Annotated in this window: 19 protein-coding genes; all 19 read right to left on the bottom strand. The window is 53.2% G+C overall.

The annotated features are described in order from the left end of the window. The 19 genes from rplE to HMPREF0044_RS06800 all read right to left on the bottom strand — a co-directional run bounded on the left by rplE (window position 1) and on the right by HMPREF0044_RS06800 (window position 16,172). A complete protein-coding gene (gene rplE / locus HMPREF0044_RS06890) occupies window positions 1-546 on the bottom strand; it encodes a 50S ribosomal protein L5 (protein ID WP_006547408.1) in 546 nt (181 codons plus the stop codon). Continuing rightward, window positions 543-989, bottom strand: a complete 447-nt coding sequence (rplX, locus tag HMPREF0044_RS06885) for a 50S ribosomal protein L24 (RefSeq protein WP_006547407.1) — start codon at window positions 987-989, stop codon at window positions 543-545. Before rplX ends, rplE begins: the two co-directional genes overlap by 4 nt. Continuing rightward, entirely contained in the window at window positions 989-1,357 is a 369-nt protein-coding gene (gene rplN, locus HMPREF0044_RS06880) for a 50S ribosomal protein L14 (protein WP_006547406.1), read from the bottom strand. Before rplN ends, rplX begins: the two co-directional genes overlap by 1 nt. 400 nt (window positions 1,358-1,757) lie before the next feature. Then, the gene (rpsQ, locus tag HMPREF0044_RS06875; protein ID WP_040313093.1) at window positions 1,758-2,030 is read right to left on the bottom strand and encodes a 30S ribosomal protein S17; all 273 of its coding nucleotides are present in this window, start codon (window positions 2,028-2,030) and stop codon (window positions 1,758-1,760) included. Between the two features lie 5 nt (window positions 2,031-2,035). After that, a complete protein-coding gene (gene rpmC / locus HMPREF0044_RS06870) occupies window positions 2,036-2,272 on the bottom strand; it encodes a 50S ribosomal protein L29 (RefSeq protein ID WP_006547404.1) in 237 nt (78 codons plus the stop codon). After that, complete coding sequence (gene rplP / locus HMPREF0044_RS06865) at window positions 2,272-2,691, bottom strand: 50S ribosomal protein L16 (protein ID WP_040313092.1); 420 nt, start codon at window positions 2,689-2,691, stop codon at window positions 2,272-2,274. The genes rpmC and rplP overlap by 1 nt, the downstream gene beginning before the upstream one ends. A gap of 3 nt (window positions 2,692-2,694) precedes the next feature. Next, window positions 2,695-3,510 (bottom strand): 30S ribosomal protein S3, encoded by an 816-nt coding sequence (gene rpsC, locus HMPREF0044_RS06860; RefSeq protein ID WP_006547402.1) that lies wholly within the window; start codon window positions 3,508-3,510, stop codon window positions 2,695-2,697. Beyond that, window positions 3,511-3,879 (bottom strand): 50S ribosomal protein L22, encoded by a 369-nt coding sequence (rplV, locus tag HMPREF0044_RS06855; RefSeq protein ID WP_006547401.1) that lies wholly within the window; start codon window positions 3,877-3,879, stop codon window positions 3,511-3,513. It lies immediately after the preceding gene. A 41-nt stretch (window positions 3,880-3,920) separates the two neighbouring features. Continuing rightward, window positions 3,921-4,202, bottom strand: a complete 282-nt coding sequence (gene rpsS, locus HMPREF0044_RS06850) for a 30S ribosomal protein S19 (RefSeq protein WP_006547400.1) — start codon at window positions 4,200-4,202, stop codon at window positions 3,921-3,923. A gap of 15 nt (window positions 4,203-4,217) precedes the next feature. Continuing rightward, window positions 4,218-5,054 carry a 50S ribosomal protein L2 gene (gene rplB, locus HMPREF0044_RS06845; protein ID WP_006547399.1) on the bottom strand — a complete coding sequence of 279 codons (837 nt, stop codon included), beginning with the start codon at window positions 5,052-5,054 and terminating at the stop codon, window positions 4,218-4,220. Between the two features lie 24 nt (window positions 5,055-5,078). Continuing rightward, entirely contained in the window at window positions 5,079-5,381 is a 303-nt protein-coding gene (rplW, locus tag HMPREF0044_RS06840) for a 50S ribosomal protein L23 (RefSeq protein WP_006547398.1), read from the bottom strand. After that, entirely contained in the window at window positions 5,378-6,016 is a 639-nt protein-coding gene (gene rplD / locus HMPREF0044_RS06835) for a 50S ribosomal protein L4 (RefSeq protein ID WP_006547397.1), read from the bottom strand. The genes rplW and rplD overlap by 4 nt, the downstream gene beginning before the upstream one ends. A 2-nt stretch (window positions 6,017-6,018) precedes the next feature. Then, complete coding sequence (rplC, locus tag HMPREF0044_RS06830; protein WP_006547396.1) at window positions 6,019-6,684, bottom strand: 50S ribosomal protein L3; 666 nt, start codon at window positions 6,682-6,684, stop codon at window positions 6,019-6,021. A 14-nt stretch (window positions 6,685-6,698) separates the two neighbouring features. After that, on the bottom strand, window positions 6,699-7,007 hold the full coding sequence (gene rpsJ / locus HMPREF0044_RS06825; protein WP_006547395.1) for a 30S ribosomal protein S10: 309 nt from the start codon (window positions 7,005-7,007) through the stop codon (window positions 6,699-6,701). A gap of 381 nt (window positions 7,008-7,388) precedes the next feature. Beyond that, window positions 7,389-8,576: an elongation factor Tu gene (tuf, locus tag HMPREF0044_RS06820; protein ID WP_006547394.1), complete on the bottom strand. Its 1,188-nt coding sequence runs from the start codon at window positions 8,574-8,576 to the stop codon at window positions 7,389-7,391. Between the two features lie 245 nt (window positions 8,577-8,821). Then, complete coding sequence (gene fusA / locus HMPREF0044_RS06815; protein ID WP_006547393.1) at window positions 8,822-10,939, bottom strand: elongation factor G; 2,118 nt, start codon at window positions 10,937-10,939, stop codon at window positions 8,822-8,824. Window positions 10,940-10,982: 43 nt separating this feature from the next. Then, window positions 10,983-11,453 (bottom strand): 30S ribosomal protein S7, encoded by a 471-nt coding sequence (rpsG, locus tag HMPREF0044_RS06810; RefSeq protein ID WP_006547392.1) that lies wholly within the window; start codon window positions 11,451-11,453, stop codon window positions 10,983-10,985. Then, window positions 11,453-11,827: a 30S ribosomal protein S12 gene (gene rpsL, locus HMPREF0044_RS06805; RefSeq protein ID WP_006547391.1), complete on the bottom strand. Its 375-nt coding sequence runs from the start codon at window positions 11,825-11,827 to the stop codon at window positions 11,453-11,455. Before rpsL ends, rpsG begins: the two co-directional genes overlap by 1 nt. 433 nt (window positions 11,828-12,260) lie before the next feature. Then, window positions 12,261-16,172 (bottom strand): DNA-directed RNA polymerase subunit beta', encoded by a 3,912-nt coding sequence (locus HMPREF0044_RS06800; RefSeq protein WP_006547389.1) that lies wholly within the window; start codon window positions 16,170-16,172, stop codon window positions 12,261-12,263. Window positions 16,173-16,185 lie beyond the last annotated feature (13 nt).

The following is a 16,185-nucleotide window of genomic DNA, read 5'->3' as shown; positions in this document are numbered from 1 at the left end:
TCAGTCCTCCTTGAATGGGAAGCCCAGTGCACGCAACAGCGCACGGCCTTCTTCATCGGTCTTTGCGGAAGTGACGATGGTGATATCCATGCCACGTACACGGTCAATGCTATCCTGGTCGATCTCGTGGAACATAGACTGTTCAGTCAGACCGAAGGTGTAGTTGCCGTTACCGTCAAACTGCTTTGGGGACAGACCACGGAAGTCGCGGATTCGTGGCAGAGCCAGAGAAATCAAGCGATCCATGAATTCCCACATGCGGTCGCCACGCATGGTTACGTGTGCACCAATTGGCTGACCTTCACGCAGCTTGAACTGTGCGATAGACTTACGAGCTTTAGTGACAACTGGCTTCTGACCGGTGATTACGGTCAGGTCGCGCAGTGCGCCGTCCAGTGCCTTGGAATCACGTGCTGCTTCACCAACACCCATGTTGACAACGACCTTGGTCAAGCCGCCAACCTGCATTGGGTTAGAGTGTGCGAATTCCTTGATCAGCTGTGGACGAATTTCGTCAACATACTTCTGCTTCAGGCGAGGGGTCATGCTCCGATTTCCTTTCCAGTTTCGAGGTTACGCTTAGCGCCACCACGAACTACGCGGATCGGGTTACGGTTAACGCGCTTGCCGTTTTCATCAACGTCAACACGGAAACCAACACGCACACGCTGCTTGGTTTCTGGATCTACCAGAGCAACCTTAGAGATGGAGATTGGGGCTTCAATCAGCTGAATGCCGCCGGTTACCTGTCCCTGTGCGGACTGACCTTCGCGTACGTGACGCGTCTTGAAGTTCACGCCTTCAACGAGAACCTTCTGTTCCTTAGGGAACACCTTGATGACGCGACCCTGCTTGCCCTTGTCGCCTGGCTTGAGTGGTTCCAAGCCTTCAGCTACACGACGTGCGTTGCGTTCATCAATCTTCTTCTGGTCTGCGGTACGACCAGCAATGACCTCTACCAGGTCACCCTTCTTAATTTTAGCGGCCATCAGATTACCTCCGGAGCGAGGGAAACGATCTTCATGAACTTCTTATCACGAAGTTCGCGGCCAACTGGGCCGAAGATACGGGTTCCACGTGGTTCGCCATCGTTCTTCAAGATGACAGCTGCGTTTTCATCAAAGCGGATGTATGAACCGTCTGGGCGGCGGCGTTCCTTACGGGTACGCACTACCACAGCCTTAACGACATCACCCTTCTTTACGTTGCCGCCGGGAATAGCGTCTTTTACGGTTGCGACGATAGTATCGCCAACGCCCGCGTAGCGCCGACCCGAGCCACCGAGAACGCGAATGCAGAGGATTTCCTTTGCACCCGTGTTGTCAGCAACCTTTAGTCGCGACTCCTGCTGGATCATTCGTTTTCTCCTGTCGTCGAGCTGGTTCTCTTGACGGAACCTCCGCCAGAGCCTAGCCGAACGTATACGGACTTTTGTGCAACGATTGCTACACAAACGGACATTCTTTTGTGCAGACGCGAGTTCACTGTTCAACGACCCAAGAACTTGTGTGCTAACAGGAACTTGGTCTCTGCACTTGGAAGGCTGCAGATTACTTTCAGGAAAGTATGTGGACATACTCATCCTGCTAAATAAACTACAACTTATACAGATTACGTCATTTGCACTCAAATTGGGAAGTCTTATTCTTAACTCGCCCTGTGCATTGCCTCACCCTCGTTCAATAAAAGGGAAATCCCTCGCAAGTTGCTTTGCGGGGGATTTCCCTTTGGTTAGCTTCTCTAAAAGATGGCTTCGATCACTTAGCGCGTTCGATAACCTCAACCACGCGCCAGCGCTTGGTTGCGGACAGCGGACGGGTTTCCATGATCAGAACGTAGTCGCCTTCGTGCACATCGTTGAGTTCATCGTGTGCCTTGACCTTGTTCTTACGGGTCATAACCTTGCCGTAGAGAGGGTGCTTTACGCGGTCCTCGAGTTCTACAACAACGGTCTTGTCCATCTTGTCAGATACTACGTAGCCGCGACGGACCTTACGGTCGTTGCGAACTGCTGCGGTGGTATCGCTCACTTGGCTCACTCCTTGGTGTTAGGGGCGGTGCGGATGCCAAGCTCACGCTCACGCGCCACGGTGTAGATACGTGCGATGTCGCCACGCACGGCGCGCATGCGGCCGTGGTCTTCCAGCTGGCCCAGAGCCTTGGAGAAACGCAGGTTAAATAGTTCAGCCTTTGCGGTTTCCAGTGCCTTTGCAAGCTGTGCGTCGTCCATCTTATCCAGCGCGGCGGTGGTCAGAGTCTTCTTATCAGCCATCAGTTGTCACCACCCTCTCGGACTACGAATCGTGTCTTCATTGGGAGCTTGTGCTGTGCACGGCGCATAGCTTCGCGAGCTACGTCTACTGGCACACCCTTAAGCTCGAACATAATACGACCCGGCTTAACATTTGCGATCCAGAATTCTGGAGCACCCTTACCAGCACCCATACGAGTTTCTGCTGGCTTCTTGGTCAGTGGGTGGTCTGGGAAGATGTTAATCCAAACCTTACCACCACGACGGATGTAACGGGTCATTGCAATACGTGCAGCTTCAATCTGACGGTTGGTGATGTAAGCATGTTCCAGAGCCTGGATACCGTAATCACCGAAGTTGATTTCGAAGCCACCCTTAGCCATACCACTACGGGTAGGACGGTGCGGTTTGCGGTACTTAGTCCGCCTTGGGATAAGCACGGCTCAGGCCTCCGTTCCGTTGGACTCAGCTGGAGCAGCAGCTTCTTCAGCTACTGGTGCTTCAGCTGCAGTGTTCTTCTGCTGTTCGTTGCGACGACTACCGCGACGTGCGCCACCACGGCGTTCGCCACGACGTCCACCGCGGTTGCCAGCTTCTAGCTGCTGCTGTGCGAATTCACGATCGGTTACGTCACCCTTGTAGATCCAAACCTTAACGCCGATGCGGCCGAAGGTGGTCTTAGCTTCGAAGGTGCCGTAGTCGATGTTTGCACGCAGGGTGTGCAAAGGCACGCGACCTTCACGGTAGAACTCTGCGCGGGACATTTCTGCGCCGCCCAGACGACCGGAACACTGTACACGGATACCCTTTGCGCCAGCACGCATTGCAGACTGCATAGCCTTACGCATTGCGCGACGGAAGGATACACGAGCACCCAGCTGTTCTGCGATGCCCTGTGCAACCAGCTTAGCGTCCAGTTCAGGGTTCTTAACTTCGATAATCTTCAGCTGAACCTGCTTGCCGGTCAGCTTTTCCAGCTGAACGCGCAGACGGTCTGCTTCAGCGCCGCGGCGACCGATAACGATACCTGGGCGAGCTGCGTAGAGATCAACGCGAACACGGTCGGTGGTGCGTTCGATCTGAATGCGAGCTACACCAGCGCGTTCGAGGGTTTCGTTCAGAAGCTTGCGGATTGCAACGTCTTCTGCAACGTAGTCGCTGTAACGCTGTCCCTTAGTAGTGGAGTCAGCGAACCAGCGGGAGCGGTGCTCGGTAGTGATACCAAGCCTAAATCCGGTGGGGTTTACCTTCTGACCCATTTACCGGCCTTCCTTCCCATTGTCCTTCGTGCCTACCACCAGGGTGATGTGGCTCGTACGTTTGAGAATCTGGGATGCGCGGCCCTGTGCACGTGGGCGGAAACGCTTCATGGTTGGGCCTTCGTTTACGAAAGCTTCAACTACGAAGAGGTCTTCTTCGCGAAGAGTTTCACCTGCGTTAGCGGCCTTCACCTTTGCATTGGCGATTGCGCTCATCAGAATCTTACGGACGTCGGCGGCGACTGCCTGCGGTGCGAACTGCAGCAAGTCGGCTGCCTCAAGAGCGCGCAGGTTGCGAACTTCGTTCACAACGCGGCGCGCCTTCATTGGCGTGACGCGGATGTAACGCGCCTGTGCCTTGGCTTCCATTTTTTCCTGCCTTACTTCTATAGCCTCGTAAGTGCTGCGCCTCAGCGGCGACGGCCCTTACGGTCTTCTTTCACGTGGCTACGGAAGTTGCGGGTCGGAGCAAACTCGCCGAGCTTGTGGCCAACCATTGATTCCGTAACGAAGACTGGTACGTGCTTGCGTCCGTCGTGCACCGCGAAGGTGTGCCCCAGGAATTCTGGGGTAATGACGGAGCGGCGAGACCAAGTCTTGATGACATTCTTGGTACCCTGTTCGTTCTGAGCGTCCACCTTCTTCATGAGGTGGTCGTCTACGAAGGGGCCCTTCTTCAGACTGCGTGGCATTTTCTAGCTCCTCTATCAGCGCTTCTTGCCGGTCCGGCGACGACGCACAATGAACTTGTCGCTTGCCTTGTTTGGACGACGGGTACGGCCTTCAGGCTTACCCCATGGTGATACTGGGTGACGACCACCAGAAGTACGGCCTTCACCGCCACCGTGTGGGTGGTCAACAGGGTTCATTGCAACACCACGTACGTGTGGGCGACGGCCCTTCCAACGCATACGGCCTGCTTTACCCCAGTTGATGTTGGACTGTTCTGCGTTGCCAACTTCACCTACGGTTGCGCGGCAGGTAACTTCAACGTTGCGGATTTCGCCGGATGGCATACGCAACTGCGCGAAGCGACCTTCACGAGCTACCAGCTGCACAGAAGTACCTGCGGAGCGAGCAATCTTTGCACCGCCACCTGGCTTCAGTTCAACTGCGTGCACAACGGTACCAACTGGAATGTTGCGCAGAGGCAGGTTGTTGCCTGGCTTGATGTCTGCTGCTGGACCGGATTCAACGAGGTCGCCCTGGTTCAGCTTAGATGGTGCCAAGATGTAACGCTTGGTACCGTCTGCGAAATGCAGCAGAGCGATACGTGCGGTACGGTTTGGATCGTATTCGATGTGCGCGACCTTTGCTGGTACGCCATCTTTGTCGTTACGACGGAAGTCGATTACACGGTATGCGCGCTTGTGACCGCCACCGCGGTGACGAGCAGTAACGCGACCGTTTGAGTTACGACCACCGGTCTTGGTCAGCGGGCGAACCAGAGACTTCTCAGGAGTAGAGCGAGTAATCTCTACGAAGTCCGCAACGCTGGAACCACGACGACCTGGGGTCGTTGGCTTATATTTACGGATACCCATTGTTTTCCTCTAACTCTCCGGTTCTCAGGCGAGATCGCCGAAGATGTCGATGGTGCCTTCGCTGACAGTGACAATGGCGCGCTTGGTAGCCTTACGCTGACCAATTCCGTCACGGGTACGGTAACGCTTACCCTGTCGGTTCTGCGTCGCAACGTGAGAAACCTTTACACCAAAGATTGCTTCGATTGCGAGGCGGATTTCGGTCTTGTTGGAGCGTGGATCAACCAGGAAGGTGTACTTGCCCAGGTCCATCAGTCCAGAAGACTTTTCGGTGATAACCGGTGCGAGGATAATGTCGCGAGGGTTCTTTGACTTTTCGAGACTCACTTGTCGTCCTCCTTCGCTGCGAGGAAGGTTTCCAGAGCGACCTGGGTGAAGACTACGTTTTCAGAGCGCATTACGTCGTAGGTGTTGAGCTGGTCAACGAACAGTACGTGTACCTGTGGCAGGTTACGTACGGACAGTACTGCGGTTACATCTTCACGGGATACGACAACCAGAGTGTTGCGCAGACCGCATAGGCCTTCAAGCAGAGTGCGTGCTGCCTTGGTGGATGGCTTTTCGCCTTCTACCACAGCAGTAACTACGTGGATACGGCCGTTGCGTGCACGGTCAGACAGAGCACCGTAAAGAGCGCCTGCCTTCATCTTCTTAGGGGTACGCTGGCTGTAGTCACGTGGCTGTGGGCCGTGTACTACGCCACCACCGGTGAAGTGTGGTGCACGGATGGAACCCTGACGAGCACGACCGGTGCCCTTCTGGCGGTAAGGCTTCTTACCACCACCAGCAACCTGACCGCGGGTCTTGGTTGCGTGGGTACCCTGGCGTGCAGCTGCAAGCTGAGCTACAACAACCTGGTGAATCAGGGGAACATTGGTTTCGGCATCGAAGATTGCTGCTGGCAGTTCGATGGTGCCTGCAGACTTGCCGTTAACTCCGGTGATTTCAACTTTAGCGGACATAATCACGCACCCTTCACGGAGTTACGAACCAGTACAACTGCGTTCTTTGGACCAGGGATTGCGCCGTGGATCAGCAGCAGACCCTTTTCAACGTCCACTGCGTGGATGTCCAGGTTCTGTACGGTGCGACGTACGTTGCCCATACGACCAGCCATACGAACGCCCTTGAATACGCGACCTGGGGTCGCACAAGCGCCGATGGAGCCTGGCTTACGGTGATTACGGTGTGCACCGTGGGATGCTGGAGCACCACGGAAGCCGTGACGCTTCATAGCGCCAGCGAAGCCCTTACCCTTGGACTTGCCGGAGACGTCAACCTTATCGCCAGCTTCGAAAACAGAAGCCAGCAGTTCCTGGCCCAGTTCGAATGCGTCAACATCGGAAGTGCGAACTTCAACGAGGTGACGGCGTGGCGCAACGCCTGCCTTTTCAAAGTGTCCAGCCAAAGGCTTGGTAATGCGGCGAGCGTCTACCTCGCCAAAACCGATCTGTGCGGCAGTGTAGCCGTCTACTTCTTCAGTGCGCACCTGCGTTACGACGTTGGTGCCCACCTGCACAACCGTTACAGGAACGACGCGACCGTCGTTGTCCCATACCTGGGTCATGCCGAGCTTGCGACCGAGAAGCGCCTTTACTGGCGCTACCGCATGCTTGGTGTCTTTAGTCATTTTTACAGGTTTCCTCAGAGTTTGATATCGATTTTTACGTCCGCTGGAAGGTCCAGTCGCATCAGGGAGTCAACTGCCTTCGGAGTCGGGTCGATAATGTCGATGAGGCGCTTGTGGGTGCGCATCTCAAAATGTTCGCGGCTGTCCTTGTACTTGTGTGGCGAACGGATAACAACGAAAACGTTCTTTTCCGTTGGCAGTGGCACTGGGCCAACTACGGTTGCGCCTGCACGCTGTACAGTCTCGACGATCTTACGTGCCGAGCTGTCAATGACCTCGTGGTCATAAGACTTCAGCCGGATGCGGATCTTCTGTCCCGCCATACCGTCTTACCTCTCTAGTTTGACCGATACCCGCACTCGGGCGTGTCGCATTATGATTTACACAAAATGCCGACTATTCCTTGGCGAATATTCGATCATGTGATTAACAACTTGGAGCATGATACCCCTTTAACATCATCCAACCTCTGGATGAGTCATTATTCTTAGTAGATATAGCTCTTCTAAGACAACTACTCTAGTTTGCCATGTTTACGCAGCTTTGCCAAGTGGGATTGAGTGAGACTTAGCGCGCATTTAATTTACAGCGCACACAATCCCAAGTTTTGGTAGTACAGATCGAGTGCTACTAGCCAAGCATAAAGTTATCCCCCGAAGGAGTCCTTCGGGGGATAACTTTAAGTGTTTAACTTAAAAGTTAGATCACTTGATAACTTCGGTCACACGACCGGAACCAACGGTGCGGCCACCTTCACGGATAGCGAAGCCGAGGCCTGCTTCCATTGCGATTGGCTGAATCAGCTCAACAGTGATTTCGGTGGTGTCACCTGGCATAACCATTTCGGTGCCTTCTGGCAGTTCGATGATGCCGGTTACGTCGGTGGTACGGAAGTAGAACTGTGGGCGGTAGTTGGAGAAGAATGGCTTGTGACGGCCACCTTCTTCCTTCTTCAGGATGTAAACCTGGCCCTTGAAGTTGGTGTGTGGGGTGATGGAGCCTGGAACAGCTACAACCTGACCACGTTCAACTTCGTCACGCTTGGTGCCACGCAGCAACAGACCACAGTTTTCGCCTGCCTGTGCGTAGTCCATCTGCTTGTGGAACATTTCAATACCGGTAACGGTGGTCTTCTGTGGTTCACGGATACCCAGAATTTCAACTTCAGAGTTGAGGTTCAGGATGCCACGTTCTGCACGACCGGTAACAACGGTACCACGACCGGTGATGGTGAATACGTCTTCGATTGGCATCAAGAATGGCTTGTCCAGATCGCGTTCTGGGGTAGGAATGTAGGAGTCAACATTGTCCATCAGTTCCTTAACCTTTGCGCCCCATTCTGCGTCACCTTCCAGTGCCTGCAGAGCGGAAACGCGAACGATTGGAGCGTCTTCGTCGAAGCCCTGGGAAACCAGCAGTTCGCGAATTTCTTCTTCAACCAGTTCCAGCATGTCTTCGTCGTCAACTGCGTCAGACTTGTTCAGTGCAACGAGGATCTTTGGAACGCCAACCTGGCGAGCCAACAGAACGTGTTCACGGGTCTGTGCCATTGGGCCGTCAGTTGCAGCAACAACCAGGATTGCGCCGTCCATCTGTGCAGCACCGGTGATCATGTTCTTAACGTAGTCAGCGTGACCTGGAGCGTCGATGTGTGCGTAGTGACGTTCTTCGGTCTGGTATTCAACGTGGGAAACGTTGATGGTAATACCACGTTCACGTTCTTCTGGAGCGTTGTCAACCTGATCGAATGGGGTGTATTCGTTCAGTTCTGGGTAGGTGTCGTGCAGAACCTTGGTGATTGCTGCAGTCAGGGTGGTCTTACCGTGGTCAACGTGACCGATGGTACCGATGTTTACGTGTGGTTTGGTACGTTCGAACTTGGCCTTAGCCACTTGTGTCCTCCTGGACTAGGGTAGATGATTTTCAGCCTATGGCTACTTATAGAGTAACACTAGGAAAAAAACCACGCTACAGGGTTTTACTTGTTGTGTGCGTATTAACGCTTAGATATTTCCGAGGGCGGAATCCTCAACCTTCCGCCAGCAAGATAATCTTACAGCTTCAAGCTGCAGAATCCGCCCTCGAGAATATTAAAACTCTGTTTGGAAGCCGCCTGGCCCCCGCGCAGAAAACGGGATCAGGCGCCCGTTGCCTTGCCGATTACCTCGTCAGCAACTGCACGAGGAACTTCAGCGTAGCTGTCGAACTGCATGGAGTACACAGCGCGACCCTGGGTCTTGGAACGCAGGTCGCCCACGTAACCGAACATTTCGGACAGTGGAACCTGGGCACGTACAACCTTAATGCCGTGAGCGTCATCCATAGACTGGATCATGCCACGACGAGAGTTCAAGTCGCCGATAACGTCGCCCATGTATTCTTCTGGGGTACGTACTTCAACAGCCATGATTGGTTCCAGAAGAACTGGGTTAGCCTTCTTTGCACCTTCACGGAATACCATTGCACCAGCAATCTTGAACGCCATTTCAGAAGAGTCAACATCGTGGTAAGCGCCATCCATCAGCGTTGCCTTGATGCCAACCATTGGGTAACCAGCCAGAACACCGTTCTGCATAGCTTCCTGGATACCTGCGTCAACAGATGGAATGTATTCACGAGGAACACGACCACCGGTAACTTCGTTTGCGAATTCGTAGGTGTTTTCACCCTCTACTTCCAGAGGCTCAAACTTACACAGAACCTTCGCGAACTGACCGGAACCACCGGTCTGCTTCTTGTGCGTGTATTCGACCTTATCCACAGTCTTGCGGATGGTTTCACGGTAAGCAACCTGTGGCTTACCAACGTTAGCTTCAACCTTGAATTCGCGACGCATACGGTCAACCAAAACGTCAAGGTGAAGTTCGCCCATACCACCAATAACGGTCTGACCGGTTTCTTCATCCAGCTTCACAGAGAAGGTTGGGTCTTCTTCTGCCAGCTTCTGAATAGCGGTAGACAGCTTTTCCTGGTCAGCCTTGGACTTAGGTTCAATAGCAACGTGGATAACTGGATCTGGGAAGGTCATGGATTCCAAAATCACAGGTGCGTCCGGAGCACAAAGGGTATCACCGGTGGTAACATCCTTCAGGCCAATGAATGCATAAATGTGACCAGCGTGTGCAACATCAACAGGGTTTTCCTTGTTGGAGTGCATCTGGAACATCTTACCGATACGTTCTTTCTTGCCCTTAGTGGAGTTAATCACCTGAGCGCCAGATTCGACAGAACCAGAGTAAACGCGGATGTAGGTCAGCTTGCCGAAGAATGGGTGTACTGCAATCTTGAATGCCAGTGCAGAGAATGGAGCATCCTCAGAAGCTTCACGAGTGGTGATTTCTTCTTCCTTGTTTGGCAGGTGACCTTCAACTGCAGGAACGTCCAATGGGGATGGCAGGTAAGCAATAACGCCATCCAGCATTGGCTGTACGCCCTTGTTCTTAAATGCAGAACCACAGAATACAGGGTAGATTTCGGAAGCGATAGTACGCTTACGGATACCAGCCTGAATCTGTTCGATGCTCAGCTCACCGTTTTCCAGGTATGCTTCCATCAGTTCTTCAGTAGCTTCAGCTGCTGCTTCAACCAGTTCTTCACGGTAAGCTTCAGCCTGATCCTGCAGTTCAGCTGGGATTTCAGCATATTCCAGGATTGCACCGTTGGTTGCCTTGCCGTTTTCGTCTACTTCTGGGAAGTAAACTGCACGCTGGTTCAGGATATCTACAACACCCTTGAAGGTATCTTCAGCACCGATTGGCATAACCATAACAACTGGGGTTGCGTGCAGACGTTCACGAATGGTCTTTACAGAGAATTCGAAGTCAGCGCCCAGCTTGTCCATCTTGTTGATAAAGCAGATACGTGGAACGTTATACTTGTCAGCCTGACGCCAAACGGTTTCGGACTGTGGTTCAACACCTTCCTTACCGTCGAACACTGCTACAGCACCGTCAAGAACGCGCAGAGAGCGTTCAACTTCAACGGTGAAGTCAACGTGTCCAGGGGTGTCAATGATGTTGATCTGATTGTCACTCCAGTAACAGGTGGTTGCTGCGGAGGTAATGGTAATACCGCGTTCCTTTTCCTGTTCCATCCAGTCCATGGTGCCTGCACCATCGTGGGTTTCACCGATCTTGTAGTTAATACCGGTGTAGAACAGAATACGTTCAGACACAGTGGTCTTACCAGCATCGATGTGAGCCATGATGCCGATGTTGCGGACCTTCTTGAGGTCGGTAAGCACTTCAAGTGCCACGTTAGTTTCCTTCGCTGTTGAGCTTGCTTAGGACCGTGGTTGATTACCAGCGGTAGTGAGCGAAAGCCTTGTTGGATTCCGCCATCTTGTGCATGTCTTCACGACGCTTGCATGCTGCACCCAAACCGTTGGATGCGTCGATGATTTCGTTCATGAGACGTTCAGTCATGGTGTGTTCGCGACGCTGACGAGAGTAGTCAACCAACCAACGCAGAGCCAGGGTGGTCGCACGTGCTGGGCGAACTTCAACTGGAACCTGGTAGGTTGCGCCACCAACGCGGCGGGAACGAACTTCGAGGTGTGGGCGGATGTTTTCCAGAGCGCGCTTCAGCACGGTTACTGGATCCTGCTCTGTCTTTGCTGCTACACCTTCAAGTGCGCCGTAAACGATGCGTTCTGCAACGGACTTCTTGCCGTCCAACAGCACGCGGTTAACGAGCTGAGAAACAACCTTGGAGCCGTATACTGGATCGTCTACCAGTGGGCGCTTTGGAGCTGGGCCTTTACGTGGCATTACTTCTTCTCCTTCTTAGCACCGTAGTGGGAACGTCCCTGCTGGCGACCACGAACACCCTGGGTATCGAGTGCGCCACGGATAATACGGTAACGAACACCTGGGAGGTCCTTCACACGACCACCGCGCACCAGCACGATGGAGTGTTCCTGAAGGTTGTGACCTTCACCTGGGATGTATGCGGTTACTTCAACACCGGAAGAAAGGCGCACACGGGCTACCTTACGAAGTGCTGAGTTTGGCTTCTTAGGGGTGGTGGTGTACACACGAGTACATACACCGCGGCGCTGAGGGGAGCCCTTCAACGCTGGGGTGGCTGCCTTCGCGCGCTTGGTGCTGCGTCCTTTACGCACCAACTGCTGGATGGTAGGCACTACTTCTCCGTCTTTCGTTTTCTTCTTTTCAGTCTTCGCGACGCCGGTTTGAGAAAGTTACTTTTACAAGCTTTCTCCCCCATTCGGACATACTTGTTTCCGTCAGGGGCCGGCTCGCCATGACGATCCGCTTACTGCGTAAATACGCGCGGCTCGGAGAATGACGCCCGGAGCTCCGACGGTTACATCAAGGAGCCCGATCGAGGTACTACTAGAGTCTCGAGATACCCGGCGACGCGGGTACCGAATTAAAGTCTACAGATTTTCACGCTTTTTAACAATATGGGGTGGCTCGGCTGGCAGGTTAGTTAAGCCACACTTCCCTCCCCTATTTTTCCCGAGGGCGTTCCATACACCGCCCTCGGAAAAGAAAACCGGCGCACCCACCCGCAGGTGAATGCGCCGGCTAATGCCTAATCAGCTAACGGTTCTCTCAGAACTCGCCGCCGAAGAAAGCAGAGCTGAAATCAATGCTTTCCAGAGAAGCCAAGAAATCTTCATCAACTTCACCGGTTACAAAATCAGCCTCAGAGTAGTTGGATGCTGCCATTGCCTCAGCGGTAGGCTCAACGCGAATATCGGTGTAACGAGCCAAACCGGTACCTGCAGGAATGAGCTTACCCAAGATAACGTTTTCCTTCAGACCAATCAGAGGATCAGACTTGCCGCTCATCGCAGCCTCAGTCAGAATCTTCGTGGTTTCCTGGAAGGAAGCCGCAGCCAACCAAGAATCGGTTGCCAAAGATGCCTTGGTAATACCCATCAACTCTGGACGACCAGCTGCAGGACGACCGCCTTCAGCAACGGTCGCACGGTTAACGCGCTTGAATTCAATCTCGTCAACCAGCTGGCCAGGCAACAGGTTAGTGTCGCCTGGATCGTCCAAAACAGTTACGCGACGTAGCATTTGACGAACAATCACTTCAATGTGCTTGGAGTGAATGTCTACGCCCTGGGAACGGTACACTTCCTGTACTTCGTTCACCAGCTGACGCTGAGTTTCAGACTTGTTGCGGATACGCAGCATCTTCTTAGGATCAATACGACCAGCAGTCAATGCAGTACCGACCGCAACATGCTCACCATCTGCCACCAGCAGTTCCTGACGGCGGGAAACTTCCAGAACCAAATCAGCTTCAGCATCGTCACGAACAATCACAATCTTACGGTGAGTAGGATCAGAATCGTCGATCTTAACGCGGCCAGCTGCTTCAGCCATCAAAGCCTCACCCTTAGGGGTACGAGCTTCAAAGAGTTCCTGAACACGAGGCAGACCCTGGGTAATGTCAGCTGCAGAAGCTGCGCCACCAGTGTGGAAGGTACGCATGGTCAGCTGGGTACCTGGTTCACCAATGGACTGTGCCGCAATAATACCTACTGCTTCACCAATGTCCACACGCTTACCAGTCGCCAACGAACGACCGTAACAAGCCGCACAAGTACCAACTGCTGATTCACAAGACAGTACAGAGCGAACCTTAATTTCGGTAACACCCGCTGCAACTAGCTCGCGAATCAAAACGTCACCAACATCTGCACCAGCAGTTGCTACTACTTCACCCGTAGCATTCTTAGCATCGGTAGCCAAAGTACGAGCGTAAGCAGTGGTCTCTACAGTGTCCAGCTGAACAGCCTCACCGTTAGCGTCCAGTTCTGCAATCTGCATTACCAGACCACGGCGGGTACCACAGTCAGCTTCGTGAACGATAACGTCCTGAGAAACGTCAACCAGACGACGGGTCAAGTAACCGGAGTCAGCGGTACGCAGTGCGGTATCCGCCAGACCCTTACGAGCACCGTGGGTCGCGATGAAGTATTCCAGAACGGAAAGGCCTTCACGGTAGTTGGACTTAATAGGACGTTCAATCAGCTTCTGCTTAGGGTCAGACACCAGACCACGCATACCAGCAACCTGACGAATCTGATCCCAGTTACCACGTGCACCAGAAGAAACCATACGGTACAGGGTGTTACGTGCAGGGAAAGCAGATTCCATGGTCTTTGCAACTTCCTGAGTTGCAGCAGTCCAGGTTTCAACCAGGCCGTTGTAGCGTTCATCAGCGGTAATCATACCAATTTCGTAGTCACGCTGAATCTTCGCAGCCTTTTCTTCGTACTTAGCCAAGATTTCTGGCTTAGAAGCTGGGCTGACGATGTCAGGGAATGCGATGGTGATACCGGACCAAGTGGACCAGTAGAAGCCAGCGGACTTCAATGCATCCAGGGATTCTGCAACCAGAACCTTAGGGTACAGTTCAGCCAAATCGTTAACGATCTTACCCAGCTTCTTCTTGTCAACTACAGCTTCCACGTATGGGTATTCAACTGGCAACTGTTCGTTGAAGATAGCGCGACCCAGAGAGGTCTCCAGTTCAATCGCATCGCCTGGCTGCCAACCTTCTGGAGCAACCCAGCCAGCTGGTGGCTCAATACCGTACAGACGGATACGAGCGCGAGCATTCAAGTGCAGGTGACCGCGGTCAAATGCCATGATTGCTTCAGCCATGGAGGTGTAGCGTGGAACGATTTCGTTACCGTCAGCGTCCTTGGCAACTTCCAGGTTTGGATCTGGTTCAGAAGTCAGGTGGAACAAACCAATAATCATGTCCTGAGAAGGCATGGTTACTGGACGACCATCGGATGGCTTCAAAATGTTGTTAGAGGACAGCATCAGAATACGAGCTTCAGCCTGTGCTTCCGCCCCCAGTGGCAAGTGAACTGCCATCTGGTCACCGTCAAAGTCAGCGTTGAACGCACCGCAAACCAGTGGGTGTAGCTGAATAGCCTTACCTTCAATCAGCTGAGGTTCGAATGCCTGGATGCCCAGGCGGTGCAGGGTTGGTGCACGGTTAAGCAGAACTGGGTGTTCGCGAATAACCTCATCGAGAACGTCCCAAACCTCTGGGCGGGAACGATCAACCTTACGCTGTGCAGCCTTGATGTTCTGAGCGTGCTTCTTTTCGATCAGACGCTTCATCACAAAGGGCTTGAACAGTTCCAGTGCCATCTGCTTTGGCAGACCACACTGGTGCAGCTTCAGCTGTGGACCAACCACGATAACCGAACGACCTGAGTAGTCAACACGCTTACCCAGCAGGTTCTGACGGAAACGACCCTGCTTACCCTTTAGCATGTCAGAAATCGACTTCAACGGACGGTTACCTGGGCCAGCAACTGGGCGACCACGGCGACCGTTGTCGAAGAGCGCGTCTACAGATTCCTGCAGCATACGCTTTTCGTTGTTAACGATGATTTCTGGAGCGTTCAGGTCAAGCAGACGCTTCAGGCGGTTGTTACGGTTGATTACACGACGGTACAGGTCGTTAAGGTCAGAGGTTGCAAAGCGGCCACCATCGAGCTGAACCATTGGGCGCAAGTCTGGTGGAATCACTGGAATTGCATCCAGAACCATTGCTTCTGGCACGTTGTCGGTGGTCAGGAAGGCGTTTACTACCTTCAGACGCTTCAAAGCACGAGTCTTACGCTGACCGGTACCGGTGTTAATGATTTCGCGAAGGGCTTCAGCTTCTGCTTCCAGATCAAAGTTCTGAAGGCGCTTCTGAATTGCCGCTGCGCCCATGGAACCTTTGAAGTAGATGCCGTAGCGAGCCTGAAGTTCACGGAAGATTAGTTCGTCACCTTCTAGGTCGCCGACCTTAAGGTTAAGGAACTTGTCCCACACCTGTTCCAGGCGCTCCAACTTGATTTCGTAGTTCTTACGAATCTGGTTCATATCACGTTCAGCGTTACGACGTTCGCGTTCACGGGTTTCAGTTTTGTTACCCTTAGCTTCCATCTCTGCTAAACGTGCTTCCAAAGCTTCCGCGTAAGCGTTAATTTCAGCTTCGCGACGTGCTTCCAGACGCTTACGTTCTACTTCCAGTTCGTTACGTAGGGTTGGCAAGTCCTCGTGGCGAGCTTCTTCATCTACCTCAGTAATCATGTAGGCAGCAAAGTAGATAACCTTTTCGAGGTCCTTTGGAGCCAGGTCCAGCAGGTACCCCAGACGGGAAGGGACACCCTTGAAGTACCAGATGTGGGTAACTGGGGTTGCCAGTTCGATGTGACCCATGCGTTCACGACGAACGTCAGCACGAGCTACTTCAACCCCACAGCGTTCACAAACGATGCCCTTGTAACGGACACGTTTGTACTTACCACAGCCACATTCCCAGTCGCGGGTTGGGCCAAAGATTCGTTCACAGAACAAACCTTCTTTTTCTGGCTTCAGGGTACGGTAGTTAATGGTTTCCGGCTTCTTTACCTCGCCGTGGCTCCATGCCCGGACATCGTCGGCAGTTGCCAGTCCGATGTGGAGCTTGTCAAAGGCATTAGCATCAATCACAGTTATTGCTCCT

The sequence above is a fragment of the Gleimia coleocanis DSM 15436 genome, assembly GCF_000159015.1.
Taxonomy (GTDB): Bacteria; Actinomycetota; Actinomycetes; order Actinomycetales; family Actinomycetaceae; genus Gleimia; species Gleimia coleocanis.
This window is presented reverse-complemented; position numbering and strand designations above follow the sequence as displayed.